Origin of the sequence: Collinsella aerofaciens (assembly GCF_040926405.1) — a bacterium.
Taxonomy (GTDB): Bacteria; Actinomycetota; Coriobacteriia; order Coriobacteriales; family Coriobacteriaceae; genus Collinsella.
In genome coordinates, this window is record NZ_JBCOIG010000004.1 from 73,776 (window position 1) to 93,106 (window position 19,331).

The following is a 19,331-nucleotide window of genomic DNA, read 5'->3' on the forward strand; positions in this document are numbered from 1 at the left end:
GTGTAAAGGCCGACCTGAGCCCGATTGGGCTGAATTTGACTTTCTGAACCGGTGGAGACGCTCATATAAGGGGGAGAAAGGTTGTCATGGGGCTCAAAGTGACTTCAAACCACTCTATTAGCGCCAAGAAGCACGGCCAAAAAATACGTATCTGAACTAACTGTCCACAACCCTCCGCAAACCTTTCATTCCAACCCAAATCAGCCAACGTACGTCATAGCAATCCCCGGTAGGTCGAGGGGTGCTTTGCGGGCGGGACAGGCTTTATCTGAACGACTTTGCAAAGCAACCGGAGTGAAGATAAAGCCTGGCCCGCCCGCAAAGCACCACGCAGACCGCAGGGACGGGAGCAGCTATACTACTCTCAGTAGTTAAGGGTCGCGGATTCGCCGCGTCACCGCTCTCAACAGGAGGTCTTTGTTTATGGCAGATCAAAAGCCGGTTGTCGGGATCATCATGGGTTCCAAGTCCGATCTGGGCGTTATGGAAGGCTGCACCGCCGAGCTCGAGGCGCTTGGTGTGCCCTATGAGCTCGTCATTGCGAGCGCACACCGCACGCCGGCGAAGGTCCACGAGTGGGCCTCGACTGCTGCCGATCGCGGTATCAAAGTAATTATCGCCGCCGCCGGCAAGGCCGCTCACCTGGGTGGTGTCGTGGCTGCCTTTACGCCGCTGCCGGTCATCGGCGTGCCTATGAAGACGAGTGACCTGGGCGGCATGGATTCGCTGCTGTCGATGGTGCAGATGCCTTCGGGCGTGCCCGTGGCCTGCGTTGCCATCAACGGCGCCAAGAACGCCGCCATCTACGCCACGCAGATTCTGGGCGCTTGCGACCCCGAGTACCGCAAGGTTATCGAGAAGATGAAGCAGGAGATGGCCGACGCCTAGGCGTTCCGCCGTTTCACCGCAGTATAAGGAGAGCCATGTCCGACTATCAGGGAAAACGATTCAAGGCTTCTCAGATTCCCGATCCGTCGAAGCCGGGTGCTGCCCATGCGGCACAGCAGGGTCGGACATCCTCTCCTCAGCAGCCGCGCGCGCCGCGTCCCGTAACGCCGATGTCCCATCATCGCCAGGATACGCCGGCTGCATATCGCCCTTCGTCGTATGATACGGCCAAGAAAGAATCGCGTTCTACGAAACAGTCGGGCGCTGCTCCGTCGAGCTATACCGAGCCGCCGCGCAAAAAGCGCCGCTCCGTTATCCCCATCTTGCTCATTATTATTGGCATCGGCCTAATCGTTGCTGCTGCCGCCATCTTTATCAACGCCCAGATTGGCTACAAGCAGGCGAGCGAGTCGTATCAAAAGATCGAAAAACAATATGTGAGCGACAAGGACGCCAGCGGCGTGCCGATTATCGACTTTGATGCACTTGCCCAGACGAATCCCGAGGTTGTGGGTTGGATTTATGCGCCCGGCACCAACATCAACTATCCCGTCGTGCAGACCAACAACAACTCCAAATACCTCAACACGCTGTTTGACGGTACGGCTAACGCGTCCGGTGCCATCTTCTTGGATAGCGACGACACCGCGCCGGGCATGGTGGATCAGCAGACCACGATCTACGGCCACCATATGAACGATGGGTCGATGTTCAACGTGATTTCGGACACCACCGACCAAGCGACGTTCGATAGCATCGAGTACGTGTATTACATCACGCGCGATGCAACGTATAAGCTGCGTCCGCTGGCGACCAAGGTGGTCGAGGACACGTATGCCAAGGCGCGCACGCCCAACTTTGAGGGCGATGACGGACTGAAGAATTATCTGTCCGAGATGCTCGACGGTGCCTCTGCCGTGGCGAGCGATGCCACCGATCGTGCCGCTTCGGCAACCAAGGTCGTAACGCTTGTGACCTGCCGTTCGCTGTCATTTAGCAATACGCGCGCCGTCATGGTACTCACGCCGGTCGAGGAATAAAGTGTCCGGGAGCCCCGTCCCAAAAAGACTACCCTGGAAATCAAAAGGAGAAATGATGCTTGAGAACGGCAAATCGATGCCTTCGGTTGATGCTTGGCTGCGCGAAGCCAAGGCCGATGCTTCGGCGGCTGATTGTGGGATGTACCTGACGCACAACGGCGTGGTGCGTGCGACGCCTAAGGCCGAAGTGCGCGGAGTCGAGACCGATGGCGTGGCGCCAGGCCACAAGGTGGGCGGCATGGTGTTTGGCTTCGATGCCGAAAAGGTGCAGGCCGCTATCGAGGCGACGCGCACGATGCCGGGTATCGGCTATGTGCGCGTGTGGCTGGCGAGCGGCGAGCTTACCGTGGGCGACGACATCATGCTCGTGCTCATTGGCGGAGACATTCGCCCGCATGTGGTCGATGCGCTGCAGTCGCTCGTCGGCACCATCAAGAACGAGTGCGTGAGCGAGGTCGAGCGCGAGGCGTAAGGCCTCGTCGGCAATCCGAGTCTGTCTATAGCGAAAGCCCGCTGGCAGTTCATGTAGATCTGCCAGCGGGCTTTGATGTGTTGGAGCTATTTTGCTCTGGCGTTTGCTACACGCGTGTGGCGTCCTTGGGGCTCATGGTCATACTCTGAAAACGGTTCTCCATATATTCGTTATCGAAATGCTTGTCATAGAACTGTGCGACGGGAATATTTCGAACGGTTCCGTTGACGCGCTGATACCAATAGTCGAGCGATTGCAACGTCATGACGCCGTCGATCAACATGACGGCGGTCAGGATGACGGTAGCAGAGTAGCGGCGTTTCCATGGAATCATATTGATGAGCTTAAGCAGGCGCGGCAGCAAGACCTTGATCCAGATGAGGCCACCCAGGCCCCACATGCAGGCAAACGGCGTGCATGTGCGTCCCCCGGTCAATACCGCGATGGGATCGGGCATGCCGAATAGCCTAATGTGTGAATAGTTCCACGACACCACGCCAAATGAGGTCTGCATAAACCAGCCTACAAACACCTCGAAAGCGCCGCCGATCAGGGCACTTACCAGGAAAATGATCAGAGGATTCTTTTTATAGAAGCGGTTGAGCGCCATGGTCATGAGCACCGCGCCAAATCCGTAGATGGGGCTAAAGGGGCCAAATAGCATACCGGCACGGTCCTGATAGACGCCGGGATCGACGACGACCATATGCCAGACTTCCTCGAGAATGAGACCTAACACGCTGCAGACGAAGAATACCCAGAACAGGTTGAAGTAGTTGAGCTTGATGTAGCCCTCGCCGGTTTCGTCGCGGCCGAGCATCCCCTCGGCGGCGGCATCGCGGTCGAGCATCTCTTGCAGACGGCGCTGCAGTTCGCGCTCCTGGCGTAGCGTGGGGTCGACGGTGGCCGACAGCGCAATGAGGATGACAAGCTGGACGGCGGGGCGCAGCAGGAAGGGTCCGATGCCCTGGAGCATCACGTCAACTAAAAGCTCCACGACGGTAAATGCGATGAGGACGTAAGACAGGCGGGCGGCATTGCGCCGCTGGTCCTTGATGAGGTCCAGGCCAAAGACGATCAAGATGATCGCGCTTGCCGCCGAGAGCATAATGCCGGCGACGATAAGGCCAACCGCGACTAGGGTGTTATCACCGAGCTTAGCGGCGACGTTGCCGTTAATGAGTGCGGTGATGACCTGCCACATAAAGACGGCGACTGACGGGAGCGTGCCCACGCCAGATAGGGTGCACAGGACTGCGTAGACCTTGATGATAAGGGGGATCTTCTTGGCCTCCGTGGTGCTGGGGACACTGGGGTCGAGTTGATTTCGATCCATACGCTACCTTTCTCGTCTTGTAGTAGCCTACAAGGATACGCCGACGACCAGCTAAAAGACAGGACGAACGTCCCAATTGCAACAATGTAGCCCCTAGCGCGGGCGAGACACGGCGCACGGGAAGTCTTCGAGGCCGTTGCCCCTGAGAGTGGACTACCCAATAAAATGTTTGGTCGCAAAACGGATAATAAGCTCGGTGGGCTTTTAAAAAGCGCTGCTCATGCGCGGGGGAGCGCGTCGCGCCGTGCGTATAATAAGGCGGGTAACGCCAAAATACGAGGCTCTGAGGGGATGCCATGTCTCAAGAAACCATCCGCGCGGCCGAGCGTGCCGCGGGACAGGTGAACGCCATGTCGACGTATGATCCGGACTCTGACCAGCTGCATGAGGAATGCGGCGTTTTTGGTGTCTGGGCGCCCGATCGCGACGTGGCTCGACTGACGTACTTTGGCCTGCGTGCACTGCAGCATCGCGGCCAAGAATCGGCGGGAATCGCCGTTGGTGACGGCGGTACGGTTATGGTCCGCAAGGATCTGGGCCTGCTCGACCGCGTGTTCTCCAATGCCGACTTGTCGACGCTCTCCGGTCAGCTGGCCGTGGGTCATGTGCGCTACGGCACCGCCGGCGCCAAGAGCTGGGAAGCCTCTCAGCCGCACCTCTCTACCATCAATAGCGTCATTATCGCGCTCGCGCACAACGGCACCCTCGTCAACACCGACGAGCTGCGTCGCCAGCTGATCGAGCTGGGCGTACCGTTCCTCTCCAACTCGGATTCCGAGGTCGCGACCAAACTCATCGGCTACTTTACTCAGCGTACTGGCCATCTGCGCGAGGGCATTCGCAAGACCATGGAGCTCGTGTGCGGCGGCTACGCCATGACGCTCATCAACGAGCAGGCGCTCTACGCATTCCGCGATCCGCACGGCATTCGCCCGCTCGTGCTGGGCAAGCTGGTGGATGAGGGCCTGGACCAGGCCGATGCCGCATCCGTTTCGCAGCTGCCGTCGCAGGACGGCGCCGCGACGGTCGACGCCACCACCCATGTCACGCGCGCCGGCGGCTGGGTCGTTGCCTCCGAGACCTGCGCGCTCGATATCGTGGGCGCCGAGTACGTCCGCGACGTCCGTCCCGGTGAGATTTTGCGCATCAGCGCCGAGGGCCTTGTGTCCGAGCAGGGCGTGCCTGCCGCCGAAGAGCCTGCTAACTGCATTTTTGAGCAGGTCTACTTTGCTCGCCCCGATTCCATCATGAACGGCAAGAGCGTCTACGCCTGCCGTTATGACATGGGTCGTCAGCTGGCACATGAGGAGCCCGTCGAGGCCGACCTGGTCATCGGCGTGCCCGACTCCGGCCTGCCGCCCGCGGAGGGCTATTCGCACGAGAGTGGCATTCCCTTTGGCGAGGGCCTCATCAAGAACCGCTATGTGGGCCGTACGTTTATCGAGCCTACGCAGGAGCTGCGTGCCATGGGCGTGCGTATGAAGCTCAACCCGCTGCGTGACAACATCGAGGGCAAGCGCCTGGTCGTCATCGACGACTCCATCGTGCGCGGCACCACCATGGTGCAGCTCGTCAAGATGCTGCGCAACGCCGGCGCCAAGGAGATTCATATCCGCATCAACTCGCCCGAGGTCATCTGGCCGTGCTTCTACGGTATCGATACCGACGTGCAGTCGCAGCTTATCAGCGCCAACAAGACGGTCGACGAGATTTGCGAGTATATCGGCGCCGATTCGCTGGCCTTCCTTTCGGTCGAGGGCCTGCTTAAGGTCATGCCCAAGGGCGGTTACTGCGATGCGTGCTTTACCGGCCGCTACCCCGTGGCGATTCCCGAGAGCTTTGGCCGCGACAAGTTCATGGAGGGCTTTAAGCCCCGCAACCTGGACAAGCCGCTGCACTTTGATGACGACGCCGTGGTCGAGAAATACGACGATCGCAGCTGGGAAGAGGAACACGGCGAGGCCTAAAACCTGCCGAAAAGGGACAGGTTTATTTTGGTAGGTTTTACCTGCTGTTTTGTTGATATGACGGCGCGCGTTGTTATGGCGCGCGCCGAAATGAACGCAACTATGAGCACCGTTTGGCGCCCGGGCGGCGCCACGGTAGTGGGAGAGGAAGGCTCAGATGAGCGACAGCAAGCATGTGACGTATGAGGATGCCGGCGTCGATACCGCCGAGGGCGGCCGCGCCGTTGACGCTATTAAGCAGATGGTTAAGGACACCAACCGTCCCGAGGTCATCGGCGGCATCGGTGGCTTTGGTGGCCTGTTCTCGGCTGCCGCGCTTAAGGATATGGAAGACCCGATTCTGATTAGCGGTACCGACGGCGTGGGCACCAAGCTCGTGCTCGCCCAGATCATGGACCGTCACGAGACGGTGGGCCAGGACCTGGTTGCTATGTGCGTCAACGACATTCTGGCTTCGGGTGCCGAGCCGCTGTTCTTCCTGGACTACGTTGCCATCGGCCACATCGAGGCCGAGCACATGGCAAAGATCATCAAGGGTGTGGCCGACGGCTGCAAGCTCGCGGGCTGCGCGCTCGTGGGCGGCGAGATGGCCGAGCACCCCGGCGTCATGGCTCCTGCCGACTACGACCTTGCCGGATTTACCGTGGGCGTCGTCGACCGTCCCAAGATGCTCGACCCCGCGAATGTCCGTCCCGGCGACGTGATCCTGGGCCTGCCTTCCACCGGCGTGCACTCCAACGGCTACTCGCTCGTGCGTAAGGTCATTGGCGTCGACGGTATTAAGCCGGGCACGCCCGAGGCCGCCGCTAAGGCCGAGGAGCTGAGCCGTCCGCTCGAGGAACTCGGCGGCGCATCGCTGGCAGACGCCCTGTTGGCCCCCACGCGCATCTATGTCAAGCCGATTCTGGAGCTGCTGCGCGGTGGCGCTCCGGTGCACGCCATCGCCCACATCACCGGCGGCGGCATCACCGAGAACCTCAACCGCGCGCTCGCCGACGACGTCGACGCCGTGGTCACCCGCAACGGCGCCGAGATGGGTTGGGACGTTCCGCCCGTCATCACCTACGTGTCGCGCCAGGCCGAGCTCGCGCCCAACGAGGCATGCAAGACCTTCAACATGGGCGTTGGCCTGTGCCTGATCGTCGCCCCCGAGGACGAGGCTGCCGTGACCGAGGCCCTGGTCGCGCTGGGCGAGAAGCCGTTCCGCGTGGGCGAGTGCGTCGAGGGCTCCGGTAAGGTCGTGTACTCCGATGAGCGCTAACGAGCAGATGGCTGCTGCCGCGAGCCTGGGCTTTGTGCCCTACACCCGTCCGACCGGCACCGATACGGCCGAGCCGCTCAAGATCGGTGTGCTCATCAGCGGTTCGGGTACCAACCTGCAGGCGCTGATCGATCTGATCGCCGCCGGCAAGCTCAACGCTTCGATTGAGCTTGTGGTGTCGAGCCGTCCTTCGGCTAAGGGTTTGCAGCGCGCTGAGCGCGCGGGCATCCAGACGCTCACGCTGTCCAAGGATGTCTATGCCGACCCCATCGCCGCCGACGAGATCATCGCGCACGAGCTGCTCGAGCGCGGCTGCGAATATGTGGTCATGGCCGGTTACATGCGCATGGTGCACACGCCGCTGCTGGCGGCGTTTCCCAACCGCGTGGTCAACTTGCATCCGGCACTGCTGCCGAGCTTTACCGGCGCGCATGCGATCGACGATGCCTTTGCGCGCGGCGTCAAGGTAACCGGTGTGACCGTGCACTTTGCCAACGAGATCTACGACAACGGCCCCATCATCGCCCAGCGCGCGCTGGCTGTCGAGGAAGGTTGGGATGTCGACACGCTCGAGGAGCACATCCACGCGATTGAGCACGTGCTGTATCCCGAGGTCGTGCAAATGCTCGCCGACGGCCGCGTCCACGTGCTGGAGAGCGGCAAGGTCGCCGTGGATCCTGTGAAATAATTACCCGCTTGTAAAGGCGGTTAGGCATATCGAAGACGCCTAACCGCCTTTTTTATTGCGCTTTATGCTGCTTGATTTAGCTGGAATTGAATAGGCTGCTCTTCTTGCCTGTCAATTACAGTAGTCGACTCTCATGTGGAATGCCGAGCTTCCGGCATGAGATTATCTGGGAAAACGACCAGAAAACTTGGCATTCGGCTTCAAATTGCGCATAATTCTATTTATCATCTATTTAACATTTTGTTATCAAAAATGAGCGCAAGGAGGCTGGCTCAATGGGTGAAGCAGATGGCATGGAGCTGATTTATTCACTCGTCGGTTATCCTGATGAAACCGAGTGGCTTGAATTTAAAGAAGGCAATAGCGATCCCGTTAGAACGGGGCGTGACATCTCGGCGCTTGCCAATGCTGCCGCTTACTGCGGCCGCGCATATGCCTATAAGATCTGGGGCGTGAGCGACGGTACGCATGAGCTTGTGGGCACCCAGTTCAACCCATATCACGCAAAGGGTAAGGGAAACCAAGAGCTTTTGATGTGGCTCAAGCTTGCGCTCTCAAACAATGCGAATTACGAGTTTGCGGTTATTGATCATGAGACAAAGCACTTTGTGGTGTTGAAAGTGCACGCCGCGAGCGCTCAGCCGGTCTATTTTGATAAGACAGCCTACATTCGAGAGGGCTCTTCGACGGCAGAACTGGTTCCCGGTAGTGCACGAGAGGCGGAGCTGTGGCGTCGCTTACAGTCAGGGAACGCGGAGCTCGCTGTAGTTGAGAGAGATCTGACATCTCGAGAGGTCGCCGAAATACTAGATGTTGATGCGTATTTTGAGTTGTGCAGATTGAGAAGACCTGTCGATTTGGACGGAGTGATGTTTGCTCTTTGTGAACAAGAGCTGATTCGTCGTCAAGATAACGGCCGATATAGTGTGACGCGCTTGGGAATGCTTCTGGTGGGAAAAAAGCTCTCTCGCTACCCGGAGCTCAGGAAACGCATGCTGCGAATCGTGCGATATGCGGGAAAAGGCAGTTTTGACATTGTCGGGGATACTGAAATCGACAAGGGCTACGCTTTGGCGCTTCCACAGGCTGAACAGCTGGTCATGTCGATGATTCCGGCTGTTGAGGCACTGGATGGCGCATTTCGACGTATTCAGACGGCTTATCCTCAAAGGGCGATTCGCGAGTTACTATCAAACGCCGTGATTCATCAAGACATTGCTGACAATACGGCGGGGCCTCTTGTTGCGATTTACGACAATCGCATTGAGTTCTCTAATCCCGGGACAACGCTTATTCCGGCAGAACGAGTGCTCAACGCCCAGCCGAAAACGCGAAATTCGATGATAGCGTCCCTCATGCGCCAAATGGATCTTTGCGAAGAAGGCGGTACAGGCTGGGATTTAATCGTAGATTCGCTCGAAAAAGCCGGCATGCCTTCACCGGTTATCAAGAGTGAGGGCGGGCTGGGAACGCTCGTGACGCTCTATTGCGACTGTCCGTATACTCGAATGAAAAAAAGTGAGCGAAAAAACGCCGTGTACTGGCATGCCTGTCTTTTGTATGCCCAAGGTGAGTCGATGAGCAATCAGTCGCTGCGAGAGCGTTTTGGACTTTCCGATGAAAAGAAAAACACGGTGGCGATGTCTCGTCTAATCAAAGAGTGCCTGGAAGAGGCATTGATAAAGGAAGAGGACGAGGACGCGGGTTCCAAATACAAAAGGTATATTCCGTATTGGGCCTAAAGACAGGGAATGAAAAGAAGGAGGCGGCTTATGTCTGGTAATAACGAAGCGCTGTTTACGCCTGAGTTGGTGTTTTTTGATTGGGAGTGTGCGACGCCGGATGAGGTGTTCGCGCGGCTTGAGGGCGAGCTTGCACCACATGGCTACATTGCATCCGGTTGGCTCGATGCCGTCCGCACGCGCGAGGATGCCTATCCCACGGGTCTCGCTATGCCGGCGGCAAACATTGCCATTCCGCATACCGATCCGGGGTTTGTGGCCAAGCCCTATATCGCGGTGGTGAAGCCCGCCGCGCCCGTGACATTTAACGCTATGGCTGGCATGGGCGCTCCGGTGCCGGCGCAGATCGTCATCAATCTGGGCATCGCCGAGCCGGGCGGCCAGGTCGAGGCCCTGCAGGCACTCATGAACATCTTTATGGGCGCCGATGCCGCAGCCGACGTGCTCGGCCAGACCACGCCCCAGGGCATGGTCGACGCCATCCGCCGCCACTTCTAAGGTGGGGCTGAGTCGGCACTTGGGGACTGTCCCTAACTGCCGGCTGCCAGAGCTGTCCCCTTTGCACCAAAATGGTGCAGATTAATCTGTCCCCAATGCACCAAGCGTGCCGCGGGGGCTGCGTTGTGACACAATGGCGTTTGTTCGATTCGTTATGCGAAAGGCCAACTATGGCAAATAAGAAAAAGAACTCCGAGGCCGCGCCGACGCCCGAGCAGCAGGCCCGCGCTGCCTCCAGCTCTCGCAAGAAGCAGCGCAAGACGTACGTGTCTAAGACCGTCAAGATCGTTCTGGTGGTCATCGGCGTGCTGGCGATGCTGCTTTCCGTCTCGGCGATGGCGTGCTCCGGCCTTATGTCGCAGGCTGAGGACACCTCGGGCTACAAGCTGACCGGCGGTGTTGCTGCCACTATCAACGGCACCAACCTTACCGAGGACACCGTGACCAAGCAGATCATGAGCATGCGCACGTCCTACGGCTACACCAAGGATGAGGATTGGGCGCAGTATCTGGTTGACAACGACCTCACGCCCAAGAAGTACCGCAAGCAACTCATCGACTCCTACACGCAGCAGATTCTGCTTCAACAGGCACAGAAGGAGAACGGCGTGACGGTGTCGGACGAGGAGGTCGAGAAGGCTTGGAAGGACGCGTGCAAGAGCGCGGGCGGAGCCAAGGCCTTTAAGAAGACCCTCAAGACCTACGGCTATACCGAGGACACCTACAAGGACTCGCTCAAGGAGAGTCTGGCGCAACAGAAACTCAAGGATGCCGTCGCGCCCACGAGCAAGCCCAAGGACAGCGAGATTGTCGATTACATCAACGAAAATCTGTCCAGCTACAACGACGCCCGCCGCTCGTCGAACATCCTGATCAAGGTTGATTCCGACGCTTCCGACGAGGACAAGGCTGCCGCCAAGGCCAAGGCGCAGGAGTGCCTGGACAAGATCAACTCCGGTGAGCTGAGCTTTGAGGACGCCGTTGAGCAGTACTCCGAGGACACCGGTTCCAAGGAGAAGAAGGGCGATGTGGGCTGGGATAAGCTCACCACCTTTGTCGACAGCTACCAGACGGCGCTCGAGGGACTCAACAAGGGCGACGTGAGCGAAGTCGTCGAGTCGACCTATGGCTACCACATCATCAAGTGCACCGACTACTTCCATGTCGATAATCAGGTTGATGACATCAACCAGGTGCCCAAGGACATCAAAAAGTACGTCTCCAACGTGGTGAAGACGCAAGCGGCCAGCACCGCGTACAGCGAGTGGCTGGAGCAGTACAAGAAGGATGCCGACATCACCGTCAACCCCATGCCCAAAGACGTACCCTATAACGTGAGTCTGAAGGGTGTCACCAAGAGTTCGACCGACGATTCGTCGACGACTGAGTAATCATGGGGCGGTGCTCGCGCGAGTGCCGCCCACACTATTGAGGAGGATTTGCAGATGACCAACGAAGAGCTGCAGAAGGAAATGATTGCGGCCATGAAGGCCAAGGACAAGGTTCGCCTGTCCATCATTCGCCAGGTTAAGGCCGAGGTGAAGAATATCGAGGTCAATGAGCGCCGCGATGTGACCGAGGAAGACGTCAACAGCATGATCAAGCGTCTGATCAAGCAGACGAGCGAGACGCTGGAGATGTCCATCAAGGCCGGCACCGACCAGGAGCGTACCGACAACCTGACCGAGCAGGTCAAGATTCTGGAGAGCCTGCTGCCCGCGCAGGTTTCGGGCGAGGAGCTCGAGGCCCTGATCGAGCAGGTTATCGCCGAGCTGGGCGCCACGTCCAAGAAGCAGATGGGCCAGGTTATGGGCGCACTCGGCAAGGCCACCGGTGGCAACTTCGATAAGCCGGCCGCGGCAAAGATCGTCGGAGCCAAACTCGCGTAGGGGCCGAGCGGTACATAGTTGATGTTTAGGGGGGCGTGGCCGTCATGGTCGCGCCCCTTTTTGCTGGGCTGGGCACTCATTGGGGACAGGCTTAAATGAGTGCCCGGGCTACGCTCATTGGGGACGGGCTTAAATGAGTGCCCAATGAGCAGGTACTCATTTAAGTCTGTCCCCAATGACTAGGTGGAAGGTTGCGGGTTCTTTACGGGAATGTAGTGTGGGCTGCGGAAACGTGATTCTTTCCGTACAATAGTTCAACTCGTGTAAACGCAGGGAAGGGACATTCATGGCAGACATGATCGAGATCAAGCATCTCAACAAGTACTTTGGCGACCTGCATGTGCTCAAAGATATCAACCTCACCGTCAAACGCGGCGAGAAGCTCGTAATGATCGGGCCTTCCGGCTCGGGTAAATCGACGCTCATCCGTTGCGTCGATTATCTGGAGGAGCCCACGTCGGGCGAGGTTGTCATCGACGGTACGCCGCTCACCAAAAAGAATCACCTGGAGATGGCTCGCAAGTATAGTTCCATGGTGTTTCAGCAGTTCAACCTGTATCCCAACATGACGGTGCTGGGCAACCTGACGCTCGCGCCCATCAAACTGCAAAAGAAGAGCAAGGAGGAGGCGACCGAGATCGCCATCGCTGCGCTCAAGCGCGTCGGCATGGCACATAAGGCCGGCGAGTATCCGCAGAATCTCTCGGGTGGTCAGCAGCAGCGCATCGCCATCGCCCGTGCCCTGTGCACCAAGCAGCCTATCATCCTGTTTGACGAGCCGACCTCGGCACTCGACCCCGAGATGGTCCAGGAAGTCCTGGACGTTATGATTGAGCTCGCGCAGGAGGACATCACCATGATCTGCGTGACGCACGAGATGGGCTTTGCGCGCCAGGTGGCCGACCGCGTCATCTTTATGGAGGACGGCCGCATCCTGGAGGAGGGCACGCCCGAGCATTTCTTCGATAACCCCGAGAACCCGCGTTGCCGCGAGTTCCTGTCCAAGATTCTGCACTAGGCGCGGTGATGGACATGACGGATATGACGAGGGCGGCCGTGTCGCGCCGTCACTTTTTGCAGCTGGCGGGCGCCGGTATGCTTACGCTGACGGGGGCCGCGCTTACCGGTTGCGGCAACTCCACCAGCGGCGAGGGCTCCGACAAGGGGTCCAAGCTTGCGGCCATTAAGTCGCGCGGCCATCTGAATGCCGGCGTTAAGAAGGATGTTCCCGGCTATGGCTATTACGACACCGCCAAGGGCCGCTTTGAGGGCATGGAAGTCGATTTGTGCTATCAGATCGCCGCTGCTGTCTTTGACGTGAGCTACAAGGAGGCCCGCGCCCAGGAGCTTGTCGAGTTTACCGACGTAACGCCCAAGACGCGCGGCCCGCTGATCGATAACGGCCAGCTTGACGTGGTCGCGGCGACCTACACCATCACCGACGAGCGCAAGAAGAGCTGGGATTTCTCGACGCCGTACCGCACCGACTACGTGGGACTCATGGTTAAGAAGCGTTCGGGCTTTACCTCGATTGAGGACCTGGACGGCAAGGTCATTGGCGTGAGCCAGGGTGCCACCACGCAGAGCCTGATCGAGCAGATGATCAAGGACAACGGCTTTAGCTGCGAGCCCGAGTTTAGGGCCTTTAGTGGCTACCCCATCATCAAGAGTTCGCTCGATGCCGGCAATATCGACGTCTTTGCCATGGACCGCTCCACGCTGGCCGGTTACATGAACGAGACCGTTGAGCTGCTGCAGCCCGAGGTCAAGTTTGGCGAGCAGGGCTACGGCGTGGCGACCAAGAAGAGCTGCGACCTTTCGGCCGTGGTCGATCAGGTGATTTGCGATCGCCTGGCCGATGGCTGGCTCGACCAAGAGGTCAAGACCTGGGGTCTTGTATAGGCGCATCGTCCAAGGAAGGAATCAAATGCTCGAAGGATTATTTGACGCCGACCGTTGGTCGACGACATTTCAAAATATGGGACCCTTCTGGGAGGGCTTTGGCGTGACGCTGCAAGTGGTCGTTGCCGGTCTACTGCTGTCGCTGGTACTGGGCACGCTGCTGGGCGTGTTCTCTACCACTCGCTCGCGCGTGCTGCGCGCCATAAGCCGCGTGTACGTGGAGTTTTACCAGAACACCCCGTTGCCCGTGCAGGTGCTCTTTATGTACATGGCCGGTCCGCAGTTTTTGCAGGCCATAACCGGTGCCGATCAGCCGGTGCGCATCGCGCCGTTCGTGCTGGGCTTCTTGGGTGTGGGCCTGTATCACGCGGCCTACATTTCGGAGGTCATCCGCACTGGTATCGAGGCGGTTCCGCGCGGTCAGATGGAGGCGGCCCAGAGCCAGGGCTTCACCCGTGCGCAGGCGTACTGGTACATCGTGCTGCCCCAGACATTCAAGATCATTCTGCCGCCGCTGTGTAACCAGGCACTCAACCTGGTCAAGAACACGTCGGTGCTGGCGCTTGTGGCCGGCGGCGACCTTATGTACCGTTCCGACAACTTTGTGAGTCTGTACGGTTACCTGCAGGGATACATCGTCTGCTGCCTTATGTACTTCATCATCTGCTTTCCGCTCGCCATGCTGGTGCAGTGGCTCGAGCGCCGCTCCAAGGAGCGTCCGCGCGGCGTGAGCCTGGCCGAGCTGGGGCCCGACAACGTAGAGGAGGCCTAGCGCATGGAAATCTTCAACGCGACCAACCTGCTCTACATTTGGGGCGGCTTTGTTAAGACAATCGAGATCTCGGCGCTGTCGATCTTTTTCTCGCTCATCTTTGGCACGGTGCTGGCGCTCGTTAAGAGCTATGCGCCCCGCCCGTTCCGTATTTTGGTGAGCGCCTATATCGAACTGTTCCGTTGCACGCCAAACCTGCTGTGGATCCTGTTTATCTACTTTACGGTGCAGGGTTTGGACATTGTGATTTCGACCATCGCCTTTACGCTGTTTACCAGCGCTGTTATGGCCGAGATTGTGCGCGGCGGCCTCAACTCGATTCCGCGCGGCCAGTTTGAGGCAGCGCAGAGCCAGGGCTTCGGCTTCTTTGCCACCATGCGCTACATCATTTTGCCGCAGACGTTTAAGACGATCATTCCGGCGCTGTTTAGCCAGTGCACGACCGTCATTAAGGACAGCTCGTATCTTTCGGGCATTAACGTGGCCGAGCTCATGTACACGGCAAACGTGGTGATGGCCCACGCGATCGACCTGTCGCAGGTGCTTATGCTCTACGGCCTGGTGTTTGCGATGTACTTTGTGCTCAACTTTGGTATCTCGCTGCTGGTTCGCGCATATCAGAGGCGAATGGTGGCAGCGTAGAATGTGGCAAAGGGACAGCCCCTTTGTCACATAGAGAAAGGAATCGCGATGAGCGATCTGGAGAATAAGAAGAATCCTGTGGTCATTACCATCGCGCGCGACTTTGGCGCCGAGGGCCACGAGATTGGCCGCATGCTTGCCGACGAGTTGGGGATTCCGCTGTACGATAACGAGCTGCTGGTACGTGCGTCGCTGCGCGCGGGCGAGTCGCTCGATAAGATGGCCGCCTATGATGAGCGTCTGGCCGTGGAGAACATGGCGTTTCTGCCCGACCGCTACGATGCGCGTTCGTACTCGGATAAGTTGTTCCAAAAGATGAGCCAGGTGATTTTGGATCTGGGCGAGACCGAGAGCTGCATTATCGAAGGCCGTCTGTCCGATTACCTGCTGCGCAACAACCCCAGCCACATTGCCGTGTTGGTGACCGCTCCCTTTGAGGACCGCGTCGAGATCGTGCGCAAGAAGCGTGGTCTTAACAAGAAGAAGGGCGCCAAGCTGGTCAAGCAGCAGCAGAAGGCGCGCGAGGCGTTCTACAAGCGCTACAGCGCCGGCAAGTGGAAGATGACGAGCGGTAAGGACATCGTCGTCAACCGCGCCAAGCTGGGCCGCGAAGGCTGCAAGGACGTCATCGCCGCTGCCTACCGCTACAAAGTGGCGCAGCTCGAAGACTAGCCGACCAAAACCACCGCAAGGGGGACAGGCACCTTTGCGGTGGTAGGGCGATCGGCATAGAAAAAGTCCCCGCCGGGCGTGTGCTCGACGGGGACTTTGCCGTTTGATGGCTAACGCTGTAGGTGATTACTCGCCCAGCAGGCTCTTGGTGATGGAAGCGGCGGCCTTCTTGCCGGCGCCCATCGCCAGAATGACCGTAGCGGCACCGGTGACGATGTCGCCGCCGGCCCAGATGCGGGGATCGGTGGTCTGGCCGGTCTCCTCGTCGGCGACGATGTAGCCCCACTTGTTGAGCTCCATCTTGCCGCCGATCTTCTTTGCGAAGGGGTTGGCGTTGGTACCGATAGCCGAGATTGCGACGTCGCAGGGAATCTCCTCGATGGCGCCCTCGATGGGCACCGGGCGACGACGGCCGGACTCATCGGGCTCGCCGAGCTCCATCTTCTGGACCTTGACGGCGCACACGGAGCCGTCCTCGCCAGCGACAAACTCGAGCGGGGAAACGAGCGGCAGAACCTCGACGCCCTCGGCCTTGGCGTGGTGCAGCTCGGCACGACGGCAGGGCATCTCGTCCTCGGTACGACGGTAGGCGATGATGGCGTGCTCGGCGCCCAGACGCTTGGCGGTACGGACGGCGTCCATAGCCACGTTGCCGCCACCAAAGACAACGACGTTCTTGCCGTGCTTGGTGGGGGTGTCGTACTCGGGGAACTTGTTGGCCTTCATCAGGTTCACGCGGGTGAGGTACTCGTTCGCGAAGAAGACGTTGGGCAGGTTCTCGCCGGGGACGTTGAGGAACTTGGGCAGGCCAGCGCCGGTCGCCACGTAGATGGCGTCGAAGCCCTGCTCGAACAGCTCCTCGGCCGTGGCCATGTTGCCCACGACGGAGTTGTACTCAAACTTGACACCCATGTCCTCCAGGCCGTCAATCTCGCGCTTGACGACTGCCTTGGGCAGACGGAACTCGGGGATGCCGTAGACCAGCACGCCGCCGCCGGTAAAGAAGGCCTCAAAGACGGTAACGTCAAAGCCGTTGCGGGCGAGCTCGCCGGCGCAGGTGATGCCGGACGGGCCGGAGCCGACGACGGCGACCTTCTTGCCGTTCTTGGGAGCCATCTTGGGCGTGGAAGCGAGCTCGGGGCGATCACCCAGGAAGCGCTCGAGCTGGCCGATGGCCACGGGCTCGGACTTCTTACCACGGATGCACTTGCCCTCGCACTGGTTCTCCTGCGGGCAGACGCGGCCGCAGATGGCGGGAAGCATGGAGTCCTCGCGGATGGTATCGAGAGCGCCGCCGAAGTCCTTCGCGCGGATCTGCTCGATAAAGCGGGGAATGTTGATGTTGACGGGGCAGCCCTCAACACAGAACGGCTTCTTGCAGTTGAGGCAGCGCTCGGCCTCGGCCAGCGCCATCTCCTCGGTGAAGCCCTTGTCGACGGGGCGGAAGTCGCAGGCGCGCTCGGCAGCCGGCTCCTCGTTATCGGGGGTGCGGGGCGACTTCATATCGGCAACGAAACGACCGTTAACTAGTGGCATGCGCAGCTCTTTTCCTCATAGGCCTTGAGGGACTCGCCCTCTTCGGAACGGTAAGCGGCCTGGCGGGCACGAAGGTCATCCCAGTCGACCAGGGTGGCATCGAAGTCGGGGCCGTCGACGCAAGCGAACTTGGTCACGCCGCCCACCTCGACGCGGCAGCAGCCGCACATGCCGGTGCCGTCAACCATGATGGGGTTGAGCGACGCGGTGATGGGGGTGTCGTACTTCTGGGCGGTGAGGGTCGAGAACTTCATCATCGGAACGGGGCCGACGCAGAAGACCTGGCTCACGGCCTTGTCCTGCAGCAGGCGCTCCAGCGGAGCGGTGACAACGCCCTGCTCGCCGTAGGAACCGTCATCGGTAGTGATGTGGATGTGGTCCTCGTCGAGGAGCTCGCGGAACTGGTCCTCCATGAGTAGGAGGTCCTTGGTGCGGGCGCCCATGATGGCGTGCACCTCGTGGCCGGTCTCGACCAGGTGCTTGGCGACCGGGAAGGCAATTGCCAGGCCGACGCCGCCGCCAATGACGGCGCAGGGGCCCTCAGCCATCTCGGTGGGAACGCCCAGCGGGCCCACGACGTCGCGCAGCGACTCGCCGGCCTCGTAGGTGGACAGCATCTCGGTGGTCTTGCCGATCACCATGAAGATGAACTCGACCCAGCCCTCGTCACCGTTCCAGCCGGCCAGGGTAAACGGGACGCGCTCGCCCGTCTCGTTGGCGCGAACCATGAGGAACTGTCCAGCGTGCGCATGCTTGGCGATTGCAGGCGCCTCGATGCGGAACTTGAACACCTTCTCCGAGAACTGCGTCTTCTCCAGGATCTTATACATAGAACCCCTCTCTTGTTAGGGCCGCCGAACCGTGCCTCCACGGAAATGGACGGTAGCCCGAATAAAACCGTACGCGCACAGGCGTTGTGCAGACATACGGTGCAAATTATACCCTCATGGACATGTCGCTTACGTGTGTCTTCGGCTGTTGGGAGCAGGGTTTATCCACTTTGGCCTACCAAAGGGGGAGAGGTTTATTTTGGTCGGTTTTATCAGGTAAAACGGCAAAGGGGGCCGGCCTCGCGCTTCGGTGAGGCCGGCCCCCTTTGGAGCGTTGCATATGTATGGCGGCACAGGGTTTATTGCGACGCGGCATCCGCGGCGTTTCCGCATATAAAACCTGCCAAAATAAACCTGTCCCTAAATGGTAGGTTTTAGTGCTTGCCGTTGGCGGAGGCGGCACCGTTGACGTGGTCGCGGGCATAGACCACGCCGTGCACGATCGCCAGGCCGGCGGCGTCGGCCGCGCGGGCGCAGGTGTCCTGGAAATCCTCGGCCTCGCGGGCGCGCAGCTGCTTAAGAACGTAGTCGGCGACGGCCATCTTGCCGGGAGGGTTGCCGATGCCGGTGCGGATGCGGCTGAAGTCGCGGCTGCCCATCTTGTCGATGATGGAACGCAGGCCGTTGTGACCGGCATGGCCGCCGCCCACCTTAACACGCACGTCGCCGGCGGGAATATCGAGCTCGTCGTGGATTACGAGCAGCTCCTCGGCCTTGATCTTGTACTCGCGACAGAGCTTGGAGATGGGGCCGCCCGAGGTATTCATGTACGACTGCGGCTTGACCAGCACAATCTGGCGCTTGCCACCCTCTTCCTCAGCATCGTTGATATTGATGAGCGCGACCTCGGCGCCTGCTTGGTTTTTCCAGTACGTGACGCCGGCCTGACGGGCCAGCTCGTCGATTGCCTTAAAGCCGGCGTTGTGGCGGGTCTCGGCATATTCCTCGCCAGGGTTGCCAAGCCCGGCAACCATGCGAATCTTAAGCGGCTGTGCAGCTGCCATATTTGTCCTTCCGTTACATAAAAAGCTTAATCAACGACAAAGGCTACCACGCCCGCCGAAGGCGAGGCTTTGCTTCAGCGAAATCCCACCAGACAAAAGCGCGGCCGCGGCAGAGCGAGCCGTCGGAACAGAAGAAACCCCCGCGCGACCTTTGCGAAGCAAGGGGGAGCGCGGGGGTTTCTTCTGTTCCGA

General features: G+C 59.4%; 19 protein-coding genes. 15 read left to right on the top strand and 4 right to left on the bottom strand.

Annotation, left to right across the window (positions count from 1 at the left end):
- Nucleotides 1-423 precede the first annotated feature (423 nt).
- From purE to AB5758_RS02935, 3 genes are read left to right on the top strand one after another with little or no spacing between them, the layout of a single operon-like run.
- Nucleotides 424-888 (top strand): 5-(carboxyamino)imidazole ribonucleotide mutase, encoded by a 465-nt coding sequence (purE, locus tag AB5758_RS02925; RefSeq protein WP_006235810.1) that lies wholly within the window; start codon nt 424-426, stop codon nt 886-888.
- A 35-nt stretch (nt 889-923) separates the two neighbouring features.
- Nucleotides 924-1,928: a class B sortase gene (locus tag AB5758_RS02930; protein WP_195503079.1), complete on the top strand. Its 1,005-nt coding sequence runs from the start codon at nt 924-926 to the stop codon at nt 1,926-1,928.
- Nucleotides 1,929-1,983: 55 nt separating this feature from the next.
- Nucleotides 1,984-2,400 (top strand): molybdenum cofactor biosynthesis protein MoaE, encoded by a 417-nt coding sequence (locus tag AB5758_RS02935; protein WP_368141106.1) that lies wholly within the window; start codon nt 1,984-1,986, stop codon nt 2,398-2,400.
- Between the two features lie 106 nt (nt 2,401-2,506).
- Here AB5758_RS02935 and AB5758_RS02940 read toward each other — a convergent pair whose 3' ends face one another.
- Nucleotides 2,507-3,736: a putative ABC transporter permease gene (locus tag AB5758_RS02940; protein ID WP_035136531.1), complete on the bottom strand. Its 1,230-nt coding sequence runs from the start codon at nt 3,734-3,736 to the stop codon at nt 2,507-2,509.
- Nucleotides 3,737-4,032: 296 nt separating this feature from the next.
- On the opposite strand from AB5758_RS02940, the gene AB5758_RS02945 reads away from it, so the two are divergent.
- The 12 genes from AB5758_RS02945 (at nt 4,033) to AB5758_RS03000 (ending at nt 15,769) form a co-directional block, all read left to right on the top strand.
- Nucleotides 4,033-5,703: an amidophosphoribosyltransferase gene (locus AB5758_RS02945; protein ID WP_368141107.1), complete on the top strand. Its 1,671-nt coding sequence runs from the start codon at nt 4,033-4,035 to the stop codon at nt 5,701-5,703.
- 157 nt (nt 5,704-5,860) lie between these two features.
- Entirely contained in the window at nt 5,861-6,964 is a 1,104-nt protein-coding gene (gene purM / locus AB5758_RS02950) for a phosphoribosylformylglycinamidine cyclo-ligase (protein ID WP_117655823.1), read from the top strand.
- Nucleotides 6,954-7,652 carry a phosphoribosylglycinamide formyltransferase gene (gene purN / locus AB5758_RS02955; RefSeq protein ID WP_195544076.1) on the top strand — a complete coding sequence of 233 codons (699 nt, stop codon included), beginning with the start codon at nt 6,954-6,956 and terminating at the stop codon, nt 7,650-7,652. The genes purM and purN overlap by 11 nt, the downstream gene beginning before the upstream one ends.
- Nucleotides 7,653-7,927: 275 nt before the next feature.
- Entirely contained in the window at nt 7,928-9,394 is a 1,467-nt protein-coding gene (locus AB5758_RS02960; protein WP_368141108.1) for an ATP-binding protein, read from the top strand.
- A 30-nt stretch (nt 9,395-9,424) separates the two neighbouring features.
- Nucleotides 9,425-9,892 (top strand): PTS sugar transporter subunit IIA, encoded by a 468-nt coding sequence (locus tag AB5758_RS02965; protein WP_195246382.1) that lies wholly within the window; start codon nt 9,425-9,427, stop codon nt 9,890-9,892.
- A 170-nt stretch (nt 9,893-10,062) separates the two neighbouring features.
- Nucleotides 10,063-11,283 (top strand): peptidylprolyl isomerase, encoded by a 1,221-nt coding sequence (locus tag AB5758_RS02970; RefSeq protein WP_195503074.1) that lies wholly within the window; start codon nt 10,063-10,065, stop codon nt 11,281-11,283.
- 54 nt (nt 11,284-11,337) lie between these two features.
- On the top strand, nt 11,338-11,781 hold the full coding sequence (locus AB5758_RS02975) for a GatB/YqeY domain-containing protein (protein ID WP_006235801.1): 444 nt from the start codon (nt 11,338-11,340) through the stop codon (nt 11,779-11,781).
- Between the two features lie 286 nt (nt 11,782-12,067).
- Entirely contained in the window at nt 12,068-12,799 is a 732-nt protein-coding gene (locus tag AB5758_RS02980; RefSeq protein ID WP_022094215.1) for an amino acid ABC transporter ATP-binding protein, read from the top strand.
- 8 nt (nt 12,800-12,807) lie between these two features.
- Nucleotides 12,808-13,683 (top strand): transporter substrate-binding domain-containing protein, encoded by an 876-nt coding sequence (locus AB5758_RS02985; protein WP_368141109.1) that lies wholly within the window; start codon nt 12,808-12,810, stop codon nt 13,681-13,683.
- A gap of 25 nt (nt 13,684-13,708) precedes the next feature.
- Nucleotides 13,709-14,455, top strand: coding sequence for an amino acid ABC transporter permease (locus AB5758_RS02990; protein WP_368141110.1), 747 nt, complete (start codon nt 13,709-13,711; stop codon nt 14,453-14,455).
- A gap of 3 nt (nt 14,456-14,458) precedes the next feature.
- Complete coding sequence (locus AB5758_RS02995; protein ID WP_006235796.1) at nt 14,459-15,097, top strand: amino acid ABC transporter permease; 639 nt, start codon at nt 14,459-14,461, stop codon at nt 15,095-15,097.
- A gap of 48 nt (nt 15,098-15,145) precedes the next feature.
- On the top strand, nt 15,146-15,769 hold the full coding sequence (locus AB5758_RS03000) for a cytidylate kinase-like family protein (RefSeq protein WP_368141111.1): 624 nt from the start codon (nt 15,146-15,148) through the stop codon (nt 15,767-15,769).
- 126 nt (nt 15,770-15,895) lie between these two features.
- Here AB5758_RS03000 and gltA read toward each other — a convergent pair whose 3' ends face one another.
- From gltA to pth, 3 genes are all read right to left on the bottom strand, one after another.
- Nucleotides 15,896-17,305: an NADPH-dependent glutamate synthase gene (gene gltA, locus AB5758_RS03005; RefSeq protein ID WP_022094914.1), complete on the bottom strand. Its 1,410-nt coding sequence runs from the start codon at nt 17,303-17,305 to the stop codon at nt 15,896-15,898.
- Nucleotides 17,296-18,135 (bottom strand): sulfide/dihydroorotate dehydrogenase-like FAD/NAD-binding protein, encoded by an 840-nt coding sequence (locus AB5758_RS03010; protein ID WP_006235793.1) that lies wholly within the window; start codon nt 18,133-18,135, stop codon nt 17,296-17,298. The genes gltA and AB5758_RS03010 overlap by 10 nt, the downstream gene beginning before the upstream one ends.
- Nucleotides 18,136-18,509: 374 nt before the next feature.
- A complete protein-coding gene (gene pth / locus AB5758_RS03015) occupies nt 18,510-19,139 on the bottom strand; it encodes an aminoacyl-tRNA hydrolase (protein WP_260699060.1) in 630 nt (209 codons plus the stop codon).
- Between the last annotated feature and the right edge of the window lie 192 nt (nt 19,140-19,331).

Excerpts from the sequence above, each read along its gene's own strand:
- purE (WP_006235810.1), top strand. The coding sequence starts at position 424 with ATGGCAGATCAAAAGCCGGTTGTCGGGATCATCATGGGTTCCAAGTCC.
- AB5758_RS02930 (WP_195503079.1), top strand. The coding sequence starts at position 924 with ATGTCCGACTATCAGGGAAAACGATTCAAGGCTTCTCAGATTCCCGAT.
- AB5758_RS02935 (WP_368141106.1), top strand. The coding sequence starts at position 1,984 with ATGCTTGAGAACGGCAAATCGATGCCTTCGGTTGATGCTTGGCTGCGC.
- AB5758_RS02940 (WP_035136531.1), bottom strand. The coding sequence starts at position 3,736 with ATGGATCGAAATCAACTCGACCCCAGTGTCCCCAGCACCACGGAGGCC.
- AB5758_RS02945 (WP_368141107.1), top strand. The coding sequence starts at position 4,033 with ATGTCTCAAGAAACCATCCGCGCGGCCGAGCGTGCCGCGGGACAGGTG.
- purM (WP_117655823.1), top strand. The coding sequence starts at position 5,861 with ATGAGCGACAGCAAGCATGTGACGTATGAGGATGCCGGCGTCGATACC.
- purN (WP_195544076.1), top strand. The coding sequence starts at position 6,954 with ATGAGCGCTAACGAGCAGATGGCTGCTGCCGCGAGCCTGGGCTTTGTG.
- AB5758_RS02960 (WP_368141108.1), top strand. The coding sequence starts at position 7,928 with ATGGGTGAAGCAGATGGCATGGAGCTGATTTATTCACTCGTCGGTTAT.
- AB5758_RS02965 (WP_195246382.1), top strand. The coding sequence starts at position 9,425 with ATGTCTGGTAATAACGAAGCGCTGTTTACGCCTGAGTTGGTGTTTTTT.
- AB5758_RS02970 (WP_195503074.1), top strand. The coding sequence starts at position 10,063 with ATGGCAAATAAGAAAAAGAACTCCGAGGCCGCGCCGACGCCCGAGCAG.
- AB5758_RS02975 (WP_006235801.1), top strand. The coding sequence starts at position 11,338 with ATGACCAACGAAGAGCTGCAGAAGGAAATGATTGCGGCCATGAAGGCC.
- AB5758_RS02980 (WP_022094215.1), top strand. The coding sequence starts at position 12,068 with ATGGCAGACATGATCGAGATCAAGCATCTCAACAAGTACTTTGGCGAC.
- AB5758_RS02985 (WP_368141109.1), top strand. The coding sequence starts at position 12,808 with ATGGACATGACGGATATGACGAGGGCGGCCGTGTCGCGCCGTCACTTT.
- AB5758_RS02990 (WP_368141110.1), top strand. The coding sequence starts at position 13,709 with ATGCTCGAAGGATTATTTGACGCCGACCGTTGGTCGACGACATTTCAA.
- AB5758_RS02995 (WP_006235796.1), top strand. The coding sequence starts at position 14,459 with ATGGAAATCTTCAACGCGACCAACCTGCTCTACATTTGGGGCGGCTTT.
- AB5758_RS03000 (WP_368141111.1), top strand. The coding sequence starts at position 15,146 with ATGAGCGATCTGGAGAATAAGAAGAATCCTGTGGTCATTACCATCGCG.
- gltA (WP_022094914.1), bottom strand. The coding sequence starts at position 17,305 with ATGCCACTAGTTAACGGTCGTTTCGTTGCCGATATGAAGTCGCCCCGC.
- AB5758_RS03010 (WP_006235793.1), bottom strand. The coding sequence starts at position 18,135 with ATGTATAAGATCCTGGAGAAGACGCAGTTCTCGGAGAAGGTGTTCAAG.
- pth (WP_260699060.1), bottom strand. The coding sequence starts at position 19,139 with ATGGCAGCTGCACAGCCGCTTAAGATTCGCATGGTTGCCGGGCTTGGC.